Here is a 17,428-nt window from a genome sequence, read left to right as displayed (position 1 = left end):
AACCCGCGCGTACTCCACTAGCGAGAACGGACCCGTCTGGGAGCACGGTGAGGGTTCTGGCTCGGGTCCGCTGCAGGTAGTGCATGTTCAGAGCCTGGTAAATGGTGCCAACATGCCCAGGGAAGAGCGGTTCAGGGCCGTGCGGCGTTTGACGCAGGCGCGGCTGTGGGTCGCTGTGAGCTAGGATACCGCGGATGCCCTGAGTGTGGGCCTGGCGGAAGCATCGGGCCGCGAACCAGCTCTCGGCCGGCGCTTTCACCTCGTCCAGGAGGACGAGCCTGTTCAACTCGAGGGACTGCCGGTACGGCACCTTCTGCGCACCGGAAGGTGGCATCCTCCCAGGTCGCGTCATGTGTGATCTGTGAGTCGATGCGTTGAGCGACTGGGGCGTCGGGTCGTCCGGCTCGCGCGGGCCGGTGTTCGTCACCCACCGCCGCCCCGGCCCGGGGAAGGTGCTCTCCGCCCAGGACGCTGCGCGTCCAGTTCGAGGTCGAGATCGAACCCGAAGAACCCTGAACGGCAGCGTCCCCGTCGGCGTCAAGATCCTGGTGCTGGACGGGGACTATGAGCCGCAGCCGCTCCCGTGGGACGCCCTGGAGCCCGCAGACCTTCCGCGCCTGATCTCCAGCCTCCCCGCAGACTGAGACGCACGGGCGCGCCCGGCGCCCTCTGGCCTGACCGGCCCCCGGCCCCTGGGGCGCCCGCCTCCCGGAGCACGCAGGTACTCTCCCGTAGGCCTCGAACGCGGTCGGCGGCGACCGTACTGGCCGCCGCCGGGCTTGAGGATCGGCTTCTCAGCGCCGGACTGCCGCCGCTGTCCAGAACGGAGGCGCCGGCAGCAGGAGGCGGTGTCGCCAGTGTCGCCCGACACCGGGGTGTTCGTGGTGACTGCGCCTGCCACTACGGTGATCGCATGGCACCCTCCGCTGCCCCGAGCGGGCTCGTCGCTGTCCACGTCGCCGTCCGGAACCCCGCCGAGTTCCCCGAGCCGCATCCGGACGCGCATGAAACCCTCCGGGACCAGTGGGTGGCCGCTCACAAGTACGACGGCATCACCTGGGAGAAGGCCGGCGCCGACCCTCGGTGGCTCGGGACGGACACCAGCACCTGCGCTGCGGCCATCAACCCGAGCATCTTCGGCGGGCGGGGCGCGGACGAGTTCACGAGATTCCTCGACGGCGCTGCCTCGCGCGGTGAGACGGCCCTGATCATCGCCACGATCGGCGACGCGGACAGCGAGCCGCGCAACTCGGTCTTCGGTGCCGACGTCGCCCACGTGTACTTCCGCGGCCTTGACAGTTCGATCGCCGGCAAGCGCCTCGGGTCCGGTTCGGAGATCGCTCTGGTCCCGGGCCTCGATGCGGTCGACCAGGACCTCGCGCTCCGGATCCGCAACAGCTCCGGTGAAGGCCCCTGGTGGGCGATGGCCCCGCGGTCCCTGGCGGCGGAGGGGCCGTCAGGAACCACCGTCTACGAGCCGGAGGGTGAGCTCGTCCCCATCATGGTGGACACCCTCGGTGATCCGGTCGTGGCTCGTTGGATGCCCAGCGACGGCAAGCAGATCTGGTACATCCTTCCGGACGGGATCAACTGGAACACGGTGGTCGGCTGGCTCGTCGAGCGAGCTCTGCCCGCGCATGTCCCAGGCGCTCTTCGCCGGGTCCGCTCCCCGCACAGCCTCGACCCCAACCTGGAGACCACCGCCGAGTCCTCGGCCCGGCTGGCGCTGGAAGAACTCGAACGCTACTACGCCACCGAGAAGGCCCGGCTTCACGCCGAGCAGAAGCGCGCGAAGGAGGCGGCCGAGCCGATACGGACAGGGCTGCTGTTCGGCACCGGCAGTGAACTGGTCGACGCCGTCGCGGCCGTTCTGCGCGCGGCTGGCTTCGACGTCACCGACCTGGACAAGGAACTGGGCACGAAGTCCGCGGACCTGCTTGCCATCCGGGGCGAGGATGCACGCCTCGTCGAAGTGAAGTCTGAAGGCGGCCAGGCCAAGGAAGCGCTGGTGGCCGATCTAGAGCGTCATCTGAGCACCTGGCCGCAGCTGCGCCCGCACCAGCCGGTCAGCCGCGGAACCCTGGTCGTCAACCACCAACGCAAGCTCGACCCGGCGCAGCGTACGCCGGCGGTGTACGGGCGCCGCGAGTTCGTAGCCACACTCCAGCACCCCGTCATTCCCGCCACCGCCCTCTTCGGGTGGTGGCGGACCGAAGACTGGGAAGCCGTGCGTGCTGCCGTGCTCGGGCAGCAGAACCACAGCACCGAGCCGAACGGACCCGCGCTGACGAAGCCTGAAAGAGCCGCGCAGCGGCGCAGCCTCTGGTCCCGCCCGCGCCGCTCCGCCGACCCGACCGATACCTGACGGTGGCGTCGGGCAGCACCGCCAGCCGGCGCGGCCGCGTCCGGCCGAGGTAGGCGAACCCCTGGACCGCGTTATGGGGGTCGTTCGCTCCTGTCCGTTGTCCACCAGCCGAGCTCTCGCTCTACCCAGAGACCTCAGCCAGCAGAAGACCCACACCAACATGGGGTGCCCCGGCAGCACCCCCCGGATCATCAACGACAGGGGCAAAGAGCCATACCGGCCCCGGAGACCACGAGCACAGTTCGGGCTCTACTCGGAAGGTAATGGGCATACCTGTGAGTTGATGGTGTGATTGACAGGTGCGGCGCTCGATTGCATCGGATCGGCGAAAGACAAGGCGACACTGCCGGAGATCTTGAAGCGCATCGGCGCGACAGTGTGATCAACTGGCATGCTCGGGTGGTGAGCTTGTGAGTCTCTACCCGTCGAGGTGCTTAGTGTCCGTCCCCCTCTGTTTCGGCCGTGCAGGTTCCGTAGCTGCCATGGGTCGTCAGCGCAGGCGATCTTCGTGGCCCGGCAGTGAGGCGCATATGCCATCGACTCGGCGGGCCTGTGATGCGCCGAGGGCTTCATGGCCTGTTGGCCGTTCGTGGGGCAGGCGCGACGCTTCTTGCTCAGCTTGCAACCGCCGCTGGTCGACCTGCTGTTGGACATTTCCCCGACTATTTCCGAGCGGATCAATTCCACAACCGCAGAGCGAGGTGGCATGAAATCAAGGTATGAACGCCTGGCGCATGCGCTGGCTGAGGAAGCACTAGGGATTCGCCCGGCAGGATCGGTTGACAGGCGCAATCTTTTTGTGTCTACTCTCGCCGAATATCTTAGCCTTCCTTCTCTGCAGGAGCTTGAATTTGACTTTAGCGTATGGAATGCAAAGAGGCGAGAGGCGCCAAGGGTATTTGATCGCGTTTACGAGCTCTGGGAGGCGCTTGGCAGCCCATCCTATCTTCGCGAAGAAGAACTCAAACCTGGCACGCTGGTAGCTATCCAGGATGTACAGCTTATCGAATACGTAAGCAGGAATCCCGGGTATATCGGTAGTGCTGGTTACAGGGGTCGCTGGACATCAAATGAAGACGTGCTGCTCACGCCTTCCTTTACTTGGGTCGAGTTGAGGCAGTTGCGCCACCGGACGGTAGCCCTGCTAGGCCTTGGTGATGTGAGGTTCACCGAATTTAACGGCCGGATGCGCCTGCTGAATGTGGTCAGCGTCGGGAAAGGGGCGTTGGCTCGACGATTCTCTCTGCGGGAGAGGCCGGATCCAAATGAAATCCTCCAGGTGAGTGATGAGCAAACCCGTGCCCATCTGGATGATGCTTACGGGTTCCATGCCAGATACGAGAACGAAGATCTGAATCTGCAGCCACTAGCGCTCGGTGGCCGACTGCGCGATCATGTTCAGTCTATTTATGCGTCAAGCTACAGTGCGGATGAGCTATCTATCGGAGGGTTTCCGCTTCTAGTCACTCCAGGCGTATATGACCGCATTGCTGACCGCATGCAAAGGTTTGGGGCTGTGCGACTGAGAGAGCTGACGGGCATCCTCGTTCAAATCCCGCCTGACTTTCCTCTGGTCTACGGTCCGGGTCGACCGCGATGGTGCCTTGTGGCTGGCGCCGCCAGTGGCCTTGCAGGGGTTGATGATCCTAATCCAGTCGTGTGTTCAGCGTGGACTGTGACAGTGGACGACCAGACGGGGAAGTTGCCAGAGGAGAAGTATCTTCAATGGATGTTCAAGGTGGGAGTAAAGGGCTGGAGATCTCAGGTCGAGCAAGCAGTCGATGTCGTGGAGAGCGTGAGGGTTCGGACCGGCGGAACAGCGCTGTTTGAGTTTGATGAAGAGTCAAACTGGTTTGGCGATGGTGCGGTCTTCACGCCTCGCGCAATTCGCGAAATGCATAAGTCCCTGATTTCACAACGAGGCCACCAGGAGGTAATTATGAGAGACAAGTATGAAATCTCGGGGCAGGCGGGGGCTGTGGGGCCCGAAGCTCATGCTCATGATCTAGAATTTAAGCAGACCCAACAGCATTACCGCCCGCAGTTTGATCTTGCCGAACTGGCGCGAGAACTGGAGATCCTGAGGCAGGAACTACGGCAGCAGGCGACGACGAGCGAGCATGATATTGCAGTGGTTGAAGTCGGCGCCGCCGTTGAAGCAGCAGAACGCGGCGACGAACCGGAGACCCTGAACCGACTCCGTCGTGCAGGTCGTTGGGCACTCGAAGCAGCAACTGCTATTGGGACCGGAGTTGCGGCGAACGCTATCCAAGCCTCGCTCGGAGGGTAGGGCCAATGCCGACTGTCCCGAGACACGGGCTATTCCGCAGGAGTATGTCGGGTCGCAGCCTTGAGGCTCAGCTGTCGTCGGACGGCTGATGCCCGCTCCCGAGCAGCCGGGTGTTCTCCACCATGAGGCGTTGAACGACGTTGCGCAGTGCCAGCAGTTCCGTGTCTGCGCGTCGAACCGAGGCCAGGGCCTGGTCCCGCTCCCCGCGCAGAGCCTCGACCTCGGCATCTCGGTTCGGCGTTGACGCGAGGTCGCCCAGCAGGCCGGCGGCGAGGTCGCGTACGCGGACGGCGCGCAGCTCGGTTCTCGCTGCTTCAAGGTCCCGGCGCAACGCTGTGTTCTGTTCGAGCAGCATGCGGTTCTCCACCGCCAGGCCCGCGTCCTGGCGGGCTGCTGCGGCGGCCGCGGCCCGGGGCCGGTCGTCGGCGAGGTGCGCGCGGACGGCTTCCGCCTCGACCTTGAGGTCCCGGTGCCGTTGCAGGTACTGGGGATTGACCGCGGCGCGCCGGGTGATCTCCGCGTCGGAGAGCCCCATGCGGGTCTTGCGCATACTGGCGATGACGCCCAGCACGCGCTGTCGGCACGCCTCGCTGTCCGCACGGCGGCGAGCCGCGGCGGCCTGCCGGCCCGCGTCCAGGACAGTCGCGCGCTCGGGGGCCAGGCCCTTCGATACCTGCCACTGCGGGCTGCGGCTGCCGGTCACCTTGCCTCCACGGTCAGCAGGATCGGGTCGACGGTCGGCTGTGCCAGCTGCTGGCGGCCCGCCAGGACGGCGGCGACGGGGATCACGGTGAGGAACCGGTCCCGGCTGTGGAGCCACGCTTCGACCGTGGCCTTGTCCTCCTCGGTCAGCGAGCCGAGGTCGGTCTCGCACTTGCTGATGAGCTCGTCGATCTGGACGAGCTCCTGGCGCAGAAGCTCCGTGTTCGCCTGGCTCAGCGGCCCCGGCACGAGCAGGCTGCCGTAGGCGGCCTCCAGGCGGACCAGCTGCTCGGCCTTGGTGTCACGGAGCTGGCGCAGTTCGGGGAGCTGGGTGAAGTCGGTGGTGAAGAACTTGCAGGAGAAGCACCGGTAGTACACCGGGCAGCCGTGCCCGTCCGCTCGGACGTTGTTCATCTCGTGGCAGGTCCCGCCGGGGACCGGCACCTGGCCCACACCGGCGCGGGTGCGGTCGGCGAGGTCGTCGGCCGGCCCGCATGCGCGGAGCCGGCCGCCGGAGATGTCGAACTGGTACTTGGAGGCGATGGCGCGTACGGCCTCCACTCTGCGCGGATGTGAGACCCGGTAATAGATCTGCGTCGTGGACGGCTCCAGGTGAGCCATCAGGACCTGGAGGATCTCCAGCGGCACACCGGCATCGGCACGCAGCTGGGCATAGGTGTGACGGAAGGCGTAGGGGAAGACGCGGGAGCGGTCGAAGTCCTGGCCGTGCTCGTCGATCAACCGGGGGATGCGGTCCATCCACACGTCCAGCCAGTAACCGCTTGTGCTGCTGTCGTAGGGACGCTCACCGAACTTGTTCGCGCGCGACAGCCGCGGTGTGGGGAACAGCAGGAGCCGCGGCGAGAGCGGCCGCCCGTCGGCGTCGAACCACTGCGGGAATTCCCGACGGAGGTAGTCCTGCTGTCGGGTGATCACCTCGACGTCGGTGAGGTGCAGCGGCAGCTTGTGGCGTCGGCGGACCTTCTGCATCCAGTAGAGGAGGAACGGGTAGCGGCGGCGTTGCACGCTGCCGTCGGGCGCCTCGATGTCGACGTCGTGCCACTGGACGCAGTCGAACTCCAGGTGCCGAACTTCCCACGGGCGCCGGGATGGCGGCCTTGACCTGTGAGGGGCTGATGCGGCCGCCCTGCCGCAGCTGGGTTTCGTAGCCGCGCAGGACCTGGATGCGCAGCGCCTCCCCGAGGTCGCCGAGGGGGATGAGGCCCATTGTGGTGTAGACCGCCGGAGCCGTCAGCGCCCACTGCGGCAGGTCGGGCCTGCCGGCATCGGCCCACTGCCGCTGGTGCGGCAAGCACAACCGCCTACCCTTCTGCACCGCCCAGCGCGAGCACACCCGTACGACGCACTCGCCCAGGCCCGGACGCGGAGCCGGGCCGGTGGCCAGGTACTCCTCCACCGATAGTCCCGTCGCCTTGCGGGCACTGGCGCAGCTCTTGCACAGACCGCTCGCTTCCGCTGGCCGCGGGCAGGCGACCGCGCACCGCTTCTCGCCGTACACCCGGCGCGCGGGAGGCGCGGGAGCAGCGGCGCACCAGGACGCGACGTCGCCGGGCGAGCCGGCCTTCCGCCAAGCCGAACAGCACTGCCAGCACAGCCAGGGGTACTTGTCCGCGGGTCGATCGCAGGCGGGGTGGGCGCACGCGCGCAGGGTGTGCCAGTCGGCGCCGAGCGGGAAGTGCAGCTCAAGGGTCGCGCGATCCAGTCCGTGCTCGACCAGGTACGACCAGTCCGGCTCGGGCACCGGAACACTGGGGAGCGGGTTCGAAGCCGGTGAGGTCATGACGGTCCGAAGAACTGTTCGGAGACGGCGTTGGCGGCGATCACGATCTTCGCGTCGCCGACCGTGCGGTAGACGTCCTGGCTGGCGACGTCGCTGTGGCCGAGCAAGCGCTGGAGGACGTCCCGCGCGATGTCGAGGTCAGCGGCCGTCTCGCCGAAGGTATGCCGGAGCATGTGCGGGTGGAGGTGCCGCAGGCCGGCCTGTGCGGAGAGGTTGGCCAGCAGGTCCTGGACCCGCCGGGCGCTGAGTGCCTCGCCGCCCGGATCGCCAATAGGGCCGGGGAAGGTGACGAAGGCCCACGGGCAGTCGGCCGCTCGCCGGATGCCGATCCGCTCCCGCAGCCAGTCGGCGTACAACATCTCCACCGGGCTGGGCACCGGCAGGATGACGGTGCCGCGGTTCTGGTTGGCCCCCCCTTCGGATGCCCGCCCCGCTTCCGCAGGTGCAGGTGCGGACCCTGGATGTAGGAGCACCCCGGAACCGTTCGGCCCACCGGGACGAAGTGGATGTCCTCGCGCCGCAGCGACACCAGCTGTCCCACCCGCAGTGCGCAGCAGGCCATAACCGCCACCATGCACCGGTCCCGGGCGGTCTCTGCCGCCCGCAGGACAGCGGTGAACTCCTCGTGCGTCGCTGCCGGCCGCCGCGCCGAGGCGTGACTCGGCCGAGAGCCGACGCGGATGCGCGGCCTGACCACGCCGGTCCCGCCGCTGCCCTGAGCCGGGACCGTCGTGAACAGCGCGTCGATGACGGCGGCCTCGACGCGCCCGAGGTCGGCCAAGTGCAGATAGAACCCGTGGATCGCGGCCAGAGCCGGCGCAAGCGTCGACTCCTCCGGCAGCCGTCCGTACCCGCGGCCACTGGTCGCCCGGGGTGTGGTCCGCAGGCGCATCACGTACGTCGACAGGCGTAAAGCCGCTTCGCTCCTGGAGAGTCCCCGCTCGTCACACCAGACATGAAGCCGCTTCAGGTGGCCGGCGTAGGTCTTGATCGTCGACTCCTCGCGTGCCCGGCCGAATCGCAGGTGACGAAGATGATCGTCGATATCGCCGACTACGGCCAGGGTGGGCCCAGCCAGGACCGTCCAGTAGGCGAGCTCATCGCTCACCGGGACGCGCACGATCTCCGCGTGCATCGGCGCCAGCATGACCACACCGGAACAGTACGTGCACTGCCGCGACAGACTCCCAGAAAGGGGAATCTCAGGACAGCCAGCACCACCACATGGTAAGAGCCCCATCTCGCACATATTCGGCACGCTGTTCCGCTATGAGCCAGTCGGTCAACCTACGGCCAGCATGGTCGACTCACTGAGCGCTCCATCGGCGAGCGGTACGAGTGAGTCAACGCGTTGAGCGCGTGCGCAGAAGGGAGTAGGTCAGGGAAAGGGCCGGTGAGTACGGCTTGCCGCATCGGCACTCCGAGGGTGAGCACGCCCACGAGTCGGGGCAGAATGCCGGTCACGTCGAGGAGGCCATAGCAGAGGCTGACCGCCGGGTTTATCTGCAGCTGTCAAGTGTTCGCACTGGTAGAAGCGTTGCAGACCGCATCAGGCATGTAAGGCACATGCAGCTTGGAGCCCCGGTTCCGCAAGGAGGCCAGGTGTCTTCCATATGCTCCCGTTGTCTCACCCTCGGCAGACGTGAGCGGCCACACCTGACGCGAGGGAACATGGATGCGGAGGTGTTGATGAGCGACAGATGGCGGCTGCGGCTGGGCGACAAGCAGATCTTGTCCGGCAAGAACGAGTTCCCGTCCCGGCTGATGACCGTCTTCCAAGAGGAAGACAAGTACATGCAAAAGGAATGGGTCCGGGCCATCGATGAGCTCAACCGCAACCCAGCCGATCAGGAGCTATCAGCGCGCCTGGAGACGATCGGGGCGGCTGACGATGATGACAGCGGTGGATTCGAGCGTTTCGGCTACAGAACCACGGTTGAGACCGTCCTCGCCAGGCTGAGGCTCATGGGCTTTACGCCTGAGGCGAGCGTTCGGTCCATGGCAGAGATCCGCAGGTCGGAGCTGAGGGAGTATGGGATGGACGAAAACATCCTCCTCGTCAGCCCAGCCCACGGAGTTCAGGGGACACCTCACGAGATGTCATGCGTGCAGGTGATCCTCACCGGACTTGCCGCTTACATCAAGGGGTGCACCGCGCGCCATGAGCTCGACTTCAAGGGAGAGGAAGATGAGGAAGAGAAGGGTGAGGACCTTGACCTGGTGGAATTGAATTGCATCGAGGAGCTGGAGTTCTACTTTGAAGACGGCACTGACGATCCTCGCTTTATTCTGAGTGCTCTTCTCCACGGCCAAGACCCTCAGGCCATAATGACGATGGACCTGTCGGAGCTGCTGGCGACGGACTACATCAGCAGCACCGAGGACCTGTCTGCTCAGGCCAACCGGGAGCTGAGCTTCATCACGGCAAGCACCGGCCCGATCATCGTGATCACTGAAGGAAGATTTGACTCACACGTCCTACCGCGAGCCCTTCGACTTGTCCGCCCCGAGATCGCCAACTACTTCAAGTTCTGGGACTTGGACACCTCGAAGGCAGCCGGAGGAACCGACCAGGTCGTCAAGAACATGCGGAGCTTCGCGGCCGCTGGCGTCATGAACCGAGTTATCGGCATCTTGGACAACGACACAGCTGGCCGCCAGGCCGAGAAACAACTCGTGAGCACCCTCCTGCCAGGTCACTACGCGGTCTGCCGACTGCCAGACCTGGACTACGCGCGGTCCTACCCCACCCTCGGTCCGTCGGGCACCGGACTCGACGATGTCACAGGCCGAGCTTGCTCGGTGGAATTCTATTTCGGACGAGAGTGCCTGCTCGGGACCGACGGTGAGCTAATCCCAGTCCGTTGGAAGAGTCACATCAACTCCATGGACGACTACCAGGGCGAACTTAGTGAAAAGGCATACGTCCAGCGACGCATCGAGGCAATGCTGGCCGAGGCCGAAGCGCACCGGGAGCCGCTCGGAAGCGAGTGGGACCCGATGAGGCAGCTGGCCCAGATGCTCGTCGACCTCGCCGAGCCCCCGGCTGACTGACCGGACTGGAAATCCGTTTCGGCAGTCATGAGAAGACCAGCCCGCGATGCCAAACGACATGGCACCCACCAGGTCAGCAGCGCACGATCTGCCAGCTTCGCTACGACAGGACAGGTGGCGCTCTGGCTGCTGGTTGCTGCTGACCTTCGGCAGCAGGACGAGGCGGAGTGTGGTGGCCCCGGGCCTGACACCACGACCGCACCTCTCCGGTTGTCCGTGCTTGGGCAGGATTCACATGCGCACGGGTAGGCCCCGTCGAAGTCGGTACTCCCATATCCAAAGAACCTCGTCGGTTAGCGGCGATGCATTGACGGTCCATGCGCGCTTACGAAGGCGCTCCCTTTCCTTTGGATCTTGGAATACTTGTTCCAAGCCCTGGAGCGTATCGATGCCGTCACGCGTGAGAAGGTCGGTCCAGGCGACAGCCTGGTCCTGGTCCGGACAGCACTTGACGAGCCAGCAGACTTGTCGCATCGCGTCCATGGTGCTCTTCGGCACGCCCAGGGACTCTGCCAACTCCTTACCGTTATCGCTGACCGTGCGCATCAGCAGTTCGTCGGGGTAGCGGATGCCGTCCCTCTCCAATTGGTCGGCGTGCTTTTCGAAGAACGCAATGTCAGACAAACGGGGCTTGTCCAGCATGGCCATCACTTCCGGTCCCCTCAGTGGATCGCTCCTTAGGAGCACCAGTGAGGGGTCGGACGGTACCGTGCTGCGCAGCCTGCTTAGGCCTAGCGCCACATCGAGGTCCTTTACAGCCGCTTTGAGATCTTCGGGTGTTCCTTTCTCAGCTCGTAGGCAGGCACGTAGGTAGTAGTTGGACAGGGAAATGTTGCCGTCCTTATCACTGTCAGGCTGTGTCGTGGCGGCAGTTGTGCCTGAAGCGGCACTCCTGAAGATCCGAACGGTGCGGTTCATCTCTTCAGCGAACTCTCTTGCCCCCTCCTCGGTGGATTCCTCTTCTCGTTTGACCAATTCGTCGAGCTGGCCCAGCTCCTGGAGCGCGACGTCCCTCTGCCGGTCCCCTTCGTCGCTCTCCTTCCTCCGGACCCGGTTTTCCCGGTCGAGAAGGAGCGCAAGGTTCCACCGAGCAGCGATCAGCGCGTACGTGGCTCGCATGCGAAGCGGAACGAAGGCATCGGCTTCCTCGCGTGTGTTCAGACGCTTCACCAGCTGCTGCAGCCGGTCTACGTAGCGGCGTTCTCCGTCTTCGGTGCCCACCTTGCACCCGGCCCGGTGGTACAGGTAGCCCAGCCATGCGGCCTCATTGCCGGGATCCTTTTCCACTGCGGTTGCGAAGAACTGCTCGGCCGCGCCAGGGTCGTCCTTCCACGGCGGAGTACCGGCCAGCACTTGGCAGGCGAGGCTGCGCCAGTGTTCCGCGCCGTTGAGGCCTCGCTTCAACGTCAGGTGGCGCTCGCTCAGTCTGAGCAGGACGAACGCGGCAGCTGCCGTCAGAAGCTCATGCTCCACAGACTTCCCATCGCCGTTCGTCTGCGGCCGGCGGTCGCCGTCAAGTCCGAGTTCGGACGAGAATAGGAGCGTCGAGTCCAGCTGACTGCCGTTGCGTGACAGAGCGACGGTCGCCGTCCCTTCATCAACAATCACCACCCTCGCTCGCCAAGGCGTGATCGCAGCCAAGGCACGCAGCATGGCCAGAGCAGCGGCGACTATCTTCCCGCGATCATCGGGTATCGCAGAGACTGCCTGGTCGGGAAGAGTCAGGACATCCGTGCCGGCCGGCGCGTTGAGCCCGCGAGGTCTGTTACCCCCCATGGCTTGTATGCGCTGTACAACGTAGGCGGTGGCCGCGCTGTCTCGTGCACCGTCGCCTCTGGAGACCGTGACTTCCAGCCGAAGCCTGGAGCCCAGCCCCAGCCCGAAGATCAGCAACCCCTCAACCGTCACGACGGACACCGATGCGTAGCTCACTGCAGGTGTAGGAACCACGGCGCGCGCAAGCACCACTGTGATCCATGGGGTTGCGAACGCCACAGCGAGAGCGACGCCGGTGGCAAGAGCGACGCCGGTGGTGGTACTGGGCCGGCCCGGCAGGAGGAGCAGCAAGGCTGCGGCGAGCACGCTGGCCAGCACCGCACCGGCGACAACCAGTGTCACCACCGTCCATGCTGGAGCCCCTGCGCTACTCTCCATGGCGAAATCGCTCCATGCGGTCGCTGACCAGGCAAGCAGGAAGAATCCCGTCCACGTCCAGCCGAGCCAGAACCGCTCGCCGAAAGGGATCTTCCACCGTGGCCTCACCGACAACGCGATGAGCCTTGCTGCGATCAACAGCCCCAACATGATCAAGAGGACCGTGAAGATGTCTTTCCAGGTCGACTCGCCCCAGGGCCAGTAGTCCACTGCGAACATCGCAACCACTTCCGCCCGATGACGCTCTCTTCCCAGAATCCCGTCATTCACGCGTACCAGCCACCCGAGGGCCTGGTGAGGGCGTCGTCTCAGCTGATCAGCGGCAAACGGTGCCCGGCCCGCGCAGCCCGCAAGGCGAGGCACTGCGGCCATGGCTTGATCGAGCAGCCGGGTGTACCAGGCAGCCATAACCACCTGAACGGCCCACGTGCCCGGTACCTGGCGTGCGAGGTAGCCCATTCGGGCGCACGCTTAACTCCACTGCCGGTGTGCCACATCTCTCCGCTCACATCTGAGTAGGGCACCGTACCGCCCGCCCCAACGAGATCCTCTCCTCCTGTCGGATCGGGTGATCGCGGGGACACACGAAGCTCCTTGGCCGCCGCAAGAGCGTCGGGCCAGGGGGCTTCGTCGGCGGCACCCCACTTCCGCTTCGCCTCCGTTACTGCCCGGTGCCCTGGTTCTCGGCGCGAATCATGCGCCGGAGACTGGTCCGGGCGCTGACCAGATCGTCTTCGACCTCGCTGAGCTGCGTGGTCAGTTCCTTGACCCGGGCCAGTGCCTCGTCGCGCTCACCCTGCAGACGCAGGTTGTCCTCGGTGAGTTCGTCGACTCGGACGCCGAGGTCGGAGGCGCCGAATTGGTCGAGCTGCTGGCCGAGACTCCTACGTACGGCGCCCTTGAGGCGCTCAACCTCTTCCCGTAGACGTCGGTTGTCCTCCTGGAGTAGTCGCTTCTCCACCTTCCACCCCGCCGGGGCATTGGCGCCGGCGCGTGCGTCGTTGGCCGCGTGTCGGCCCTGGCGGCGACGGGCGGCCTCGATGTGCTCGCGCACGCCCTCGGCGTAGACGAGCCAGTGAGAGACATTCGCGGCGCGGGCGACCCCGGTGAAGGTGACCGGTTCGTCGTCCGCGACCAGCTGGTCGACAACGGACAGAACGCGAGCGCGCTTGTCGCGCGAGTCCTTCTGCCGCGCCTCGCGCAGGACCTGGGCGGGGGTGCGGGGCTCACTCATCGGTACTTCTCCGGGTGGGGATGGAGGGCACAGGCAGGACGGGTGGGGGTGCCGCGGCGCGGACCTTGCGCAGCACGGCAGAGGCCTCTTCAAGGTGGCGGCGATCGTCTTCCGGCATCATCTCGATCTGGCGTCGGAGGCTGGTGACGACGTTCTGGAAGGAATCGATCTGGTCGCTGAAGTTGCGAACGACGAACTCTGCGGTTCCCAGGGCCCTGGCCATCTCGCGGTCGGCCTTGAGGGCCCGGATGTGGTCCTCGACCGCGGGAAGGAAGGAGGGATCGGGGCGGTAGAAGGCGCACCCGGAGCACTGGAAGCGGATCGGGCAACTGCCGCCGCCGGCCTTCACGTTGGACGGTTCGTTGCAGTTGCCGAACGGCACGGCGACCGAGCGCGCCTCGTACGCGGTCGCGGACGGCGTCGGCGCCGGATTGCCGGATCGGTCGACGACGTGCTGGCGCATCGTCTCGACGGCCCTGCGGCGCTTCTCCATCGATACTTTGAAGTACCCCATGGTGGTATCTGCCGATTTGTGATCCATGAGGTCGCGCAGGGTGTTCAGTTCGGTGCCGGCGTCCGCGTGACGCTGGGCGTAGGTGTGGCGGAATGCGTAGGCGAAGATGCGGCTGCGGTCGAACGGTAGGAGGTTGCCGTCCTTGTCCACGGTGTCGGTGAGCAGTTCCGGTAGGCCGTCGACCCAGCGCCGGAGCATCTTGGCGACGGTGTCCGAGTCGATGCATGCGTCGTAGCCGTGGCGCGCCGTCGGGAACAGGAAGGTCCTCGAGCGGGCGGGGACCTTCAGGGTCCGGCGGATCGCGAGCCACTCCTGGATGGCAAAGGCGGTCTCCCTGCCGATCTCAAGGCGGCGTCGGTTGCGGCGGGCCTTGTGGTTGTCCCAGATCAAGATGTACTCGTTGTCCTGCGCTTCGAGGCAGTCCATCCGGAGCCAGCGCACTTCCCATGGGCGGCGGCCGGTGTCGCGCAGCAGGATGTAGACGGTGCGCAGCATGGCCTTCACCACGTCGGGCGCCAAGTCCCCGTAGACGAAGTCGGCGCCGATCAGGTGGACTTGGGCGTCGAGCTGGGCGACGACGTACTCCGGGATGGCCTTGCCGGCCATGTCCTCGGCGGGGTCCTCATACGGGATCTTGTGGTGCGGGTGGCGGGCGAAGACGGAGGCGACATGGTCAAGGATCTGAAGGCGCCGCCCGAAGTCGAGCAACTGGCAGAAGTGCGCGAGGAGCTCGGCGCGGGACCCGTAGGCGAGGGTGGCGGTGCCGTCCTGGCGCTTCCGGTCGCGGATAGCAGCGACGACCGCGTCCATGTCCGTGACCTTCAGGGTGCCGGGGTCATGCCCGCCGCCGGGTCGCGCGGACAGGGCCCGCGATGCCGACAAGCAGCCCTCGAAGGTGACCCGGAAGTCGTTGTTGTCGGGGGTGGTCTCCTTGACCCAGTCCGCGAGCAGGCGGCGCAGCCACTCCTGCCGGATCTGCGTCACATCCAGCCGGCGCGAAGACACACGGACACCGGATCGCGTGCGTGAGCGCAGGCCGAGGTCGCCGAGCTCCCAGACCGGCCGGTCCAGCGGGTCGATGCCTCGGAAGCGGTCGAAGGCTCCACGTACGAGACGTACGACGTCGTTCCAGTGGGCCTCGCAGTTGCGGTCGAGGTACCCGAGGTCGCCGAGCTTCTTGTCCGTGAGCTCGGCGATGGAAGAGACGCCTTCGAGTCCCCGGACCATCAGCCGCATCCCGACCGGGCTGAGGGTCGGACGCTGCTTGTCACGTTCCGCCAGCGCGAAGAGCAGCTCGTGGCGAAGCAGTTCGGGCAGACTGACGAGCGAGAACTGGAAGCCGGTAAGCCACGGCGGCTGTACGGAGGCCCACTCCTCCAGGCCCTCGTGGATCGTGCCCTTCATGCCGGTCTCGTTCCGGTGACGGCGCCAGCGATCACGGTGGTACGTGCATAGCGGCACCCGGCCATGGGCGCTGCCGGCGCAGGCCCCGACCAGGCACGGTGTGCCCGGCGGGAGTGGTTCAGCCTCGACCTGGAGCCACGCGTCCAGCGCCAGAGTCGTCCTCCCCCTGTTCCGGAGGTAGCGCCATTTTGTGTAGTGCGGGGTGCACGCGCCTCGCGACTGGGCCTCCAGGGCGCAGCGCACGCCGTCACGCTCGACCGAGCACGGCGGCCGTTCCCCGGGCAGGGAGCGAATCAGTGTCCGGCGGCCGACCTTGGCGAACTCCTCGCGGCTCAGTCCGCTTTCAAGGAACTGCTCGTAGCAGGATCGGCACAGGTGCCGCGTCGCGCGGACCGCGACGTGGCAGCCAGCGCTGTTGCACCGCCATATGGCGGTTTCGTCCCTGTCCGGATCGCCGGTGAACAGCCAGTTCGCCGTGTCCCATTCGTCCGGCCGCCAGTCTGGCTCGGTGTTTTCGATCAGCCAGGCCATCCACCCTGCGCGGTCAACGGGCAGCGTGACGACGCGGGGCTCGGCCACGGCGGCCGTCCTCTCGATGGTCATCGCGCCATCTCCCGGCGTCGGGCGTCCGCGCGCTCGACCGCGGCCCGCCGGGATCCCTCGTCGACGTGGACGTACGGGGCCATGGACGACTCGGACATGTGTCCGAGGAGGTCGGAGACCACCGACCGGTCGGTGCCCTGGCGGATCCACTCGGTGGCGGCGCTGTGACGGATCATATGGGGCCGGGCGATCAGGTCCGCGCGCCGGGCGAGCCGGTCGAACAGGCCCTTGACCCCGGAGTACGTCATCGCCTGTCCGAGCGGCTCCCGGAAGAGGTTGACCAGCACCTGCTCGGTGAAGTCAGCCTGCGGGATGGCCGAGCGCTCGTGGAGGTAGTCGGCGTAGCAGATGCCGAGCTCGCTGGTCACCGGGATGGCGCGCGGCTTCCGCGACTTCGCCCACGCGCCGTTGCTGTTCAAGCGGCGCCGTACGTGCACGTGCGGGCCCTTGACCTGGCAGCCGAAGGCCTGCGAGTCGGCCAGGAGGTGCATGTCCTCGCGGCGCAGTCCGAGCGCCTCGCCGATTCTCATGCCGGTGCACCACAGCAGGAGCACCAGGAAGCGGTCCCGCGCGTGCCGGGTCACGTCGATCAGGCGGGCGATCTGCTCGACCGTCAGCCACTCGATCCCCGAGTCGACGCCCCGGAGCTTGAGTATTCGCGAGCGGACCGTGCGGTGCTGGTCGTTCTCGCCCGGGTTGAAGCCCTTCGGTAGATATCGCAGGTAGCGGGGCTCGGTCAGCTGCCCGGTGAGTTCAGGATCGACCCACTTCATACGTACGCCGAAGCTCAGGAACTCGCAGACCGTTCCTACGATCGCGTTCGCGGTGTTCTCGTCGCGGAATCGTTCCGGCCCGCCCTCGCCGCGGGCCCGCGAAGGCAGAGGCTCCTCCACCAGCCAGTGCAGGAAGCGCGCGAGCTGCCACACGGTGATCTGTGCCCATTCCAGGCGGTGGAAGGTGCAGTACGACAGGTACAGCGCCGCCCGCCCGGCGTACGTCCTCTCCGTGTTGTAGGCCCGGCCGGCGTCACGCAGACCTGCGAGGAACAACGAGCCTTCACGGTGGAGGGCGTAGTCGTCAGTTCCGACGATCACCCACCCTGTCTTGTCCTGGGCCAGCGTCGCCCGCTCTGCGCGGAACGACGTGACAAATGTGCCTGTGATGCCGAACACCCCTTGGATACCGATGATCCGGCCAGTTCAGCATGCATGTGGCTGACGTGGCTGTTGGAAAGATCACGGTGAAGATAACCGGGTACGAGCCGGAGTAATGGTGTGCGAGCACGAACCCCTTGGCGGGCTCCTCGT

General features: G+C 66.1%; 10 protein-coding genes. 3 read left to right on the top strand and 7 right to left on the bottom strand.

Annotation, left to right across the window (positions count from 1 at the left end):
• The first annotated feature begins 913 nt into the window (after nt 1–913).
• Together P8T65_RS00230 and P8T65_RS00225 are read left to right on the top strand one after the other, a co-directional pair.
• Nucleotides 914–2,365 (top strand): hypothetical protein, encoded by a 1,452-nt coding sequence (locus P8T65_RS00230; RefSeq protein ID WP_316723382.1) that lies wholly within the window; start codon nt 914–916, stop codon nt 2,363–2,365.
• Between the two features lie 610 nt (nt 2,366–2,975).
• Nucleotides 2,976–4,655, top strand: a complete 1,680-nt coding sequence (locus P8T65_RS00225) for a hypothetical protein (protein WP_316723381.1) — start codon at nt 2,976–2,978, stop codon at nt 4,653–4,655.
• Between the two features lie 67 nt (nt 4,656–4,722).
• Here P8T65_RS00225 and P8T65_RS00220 read toward each other — a convergent pair whose 3' ends face one another.
• The 3 genes from P8T65_RS00220 to P8T65_RS00210 all read right to left on the bottom strand — a co-directional run bounded on the left by P8T65_RS00220 (nt 4,723) and on the right by P8T65_RS00210 (nt 7,535).
• The gene (locus P8T65_RS00220; RefSeq protein ID WP_316723380.1) at nt 4,723–5,358 is read right to left on the bottom strand and encodes a hypothetical protein; all 636 of its coding nucleotides are present in this window, start codon (nt 5,356–5,358) and stop codon (nt 4,723–4,725) included.
• Complete coding sequence (locus tag P8T65_RS00215) at nt 5,355–6,383, bottom strand: tyrosine-type recombinase/integrase (RefSeq protein ID WP_316723379.1); 1,029 nt, start codon at nt 6,381–6,383, stop codon at nt 5,355–5,357. The genes P8T65_RS00220 and P8T65_RS00215 overlap by 4 nt, the downstream gene beginning before the upstream one ends.
• A 771-nt stretch (nt 6,384–7,154) precedes the next feature.
• The gene (locus P8T65_RS00210) at nt 7,155–7,535 is read right to left on the bottom strand and encodes a site-specific integrase (RefSeq protein WP_316723378.1); all 381 of its coding nucleotides are present in this window, start codon (nt 7,533–7,535) and stop codon (nt 7,155–7,157) included.
• 1,294 nt (nt 7,536–8,829) lie between these two features.
• Between P8T65_RS00210 and P8T65_RS00205 the strand changes: the two genes are divergently transcribed.
• Nucleotides 8,830–10,212 carry a hypothetical protein gene (locus P8T65_RS00205; RefSeq protein ID WP_316723377.1) on the top strand — a complete coding sequence of 461 codons (1,383 nt, stop codon included), beginning with the start codon at nt 8,830–8,832 and terminating at the stop codon, nt 10,210–10,212.
• A 231-nt stretch (nt 10,213–10,443) separates the two neighbouring features.
• Here P8T65_RS00205 and P8T65_RS00200 read toward each other — a convergent pair whose 3' ends face one another.
• The 4 genes from P8T65_RS00200 to P8T65_RS00185 all read right to left on the bottom strand — a co-directional run bounded on the left by P8T65_RS00200 (nt 10,444) and on the right by P8T65_RS00185 (nt 17,215).
• On the bottom strand, nt 10,444–12,585 hold the full coding sequence (locus P8T65_RS00200; protein WP_316723376.1) for a hypothetical protein: 2,142 nt from the start codon (nt 12,583–12,585) through the stop codon (nt 10,444–10,446).
• Between the two features lie 442 nt (nt 12,586–13,027).
• Nucleotides 13,028–13,600 carry a DUF6262 family protein gene (locus P8T65_RS00195; RefSeq protein WP_316723375.1) on the bottom strand — a complete coding sequence of 191 codons (573 nt, stop codon included), beginning with the start codon at nt 13,598–13,600 and terminating at the stop codon, nt 13,028–13,030.
• Nucleotides 13,593–16,121 (bottom strand): tyrosine-type recombinase/integrase, encoded by a 2,529-nt coding sequence (locus P8T65_RS00190; protein WP_316723374.1) that lies wholly within the window; start codon nt 16,119–16,121, stop codon nt 13,593–13,595. Before P8T65_RS00190 ends, P8T65_RS00195 begins: the two co-directional genes overlap by 8 nt.
• The gene (locus tag P8T65_RS00185) at nt 16,118–17,215 is read right to left on the bottom strand and encodes a tyrosine-type recombinase/integrase (RefSeq protein WP_316723373.1); all 1,098 of its coding nucleotides are present in this window, start codon (nt 17,213–17,215) and stop codon (nt 16,118–16,120) included. Before P8T65_RS00185 ends, P8T65_RS00190 begins: the two co-directional genes overlap by 4 nt.
• Between the last annotated feature and the right edge of the window lie 213 nt (nt 17,216–17,428).

Origin of the sequence: Streptomyces sp. 11x1 (genome assembly GCF_032598905.1) — a bacterium.
Classification (GTDB): domain Bacteria; phylum Actinomycetota; class Actinomycetes; order Streptomycetales; family Streptomycetaceae; genus Streptomyces.
The sequence above is the reverse complement of the archived record's forward strand: the minus strand, read 5'-3'. Positions and strand labels throughout refer to the sequence as shown.

What these genes read in the sequence shown, in the direction of transcription:
- P8T65_RS00205 (WP_316723377.1), top strand. Translation starts at nt 8,830, where the DNA reads ATGGATGCGGAGGTGTTGATGAGCGACAGATGGCGGCTGCGGCTGGGC.
- P8T65_RS00190 (WP_316723374.1), bottom strand. Translation starts at nt 16,121, where the DNA reads ATGACCATCGAGAGGACGGCCGCCGTGGCCGAGCCCCGCGTCGTCACG.
- P8T65_RS00200 (WP_316723376.1), bottom strand. Translation starts at nt 12,585, where the DNA reads ATGTTCGCAGTGGACTACTGGCCCTGGGGCGAGTCGACCTGGAAAGAC.
- P8T65_RS00195 (WP_316723375.1), bottom strand. Translation starts at nt 13,600, where the DNA reads ATGAGTGAGCCCCGCACCCCCGCCCAGGTCCTGCGCGAGGCGCGGCAG.
- P8T65_RS00230 (WP_316723382.1), top strand. Translation starts at nt 914, where the DNA reads ATGGCACCCTCCGCTGCCCCGAGCGGGCTCGTCGCTGTCCACGTCGCC.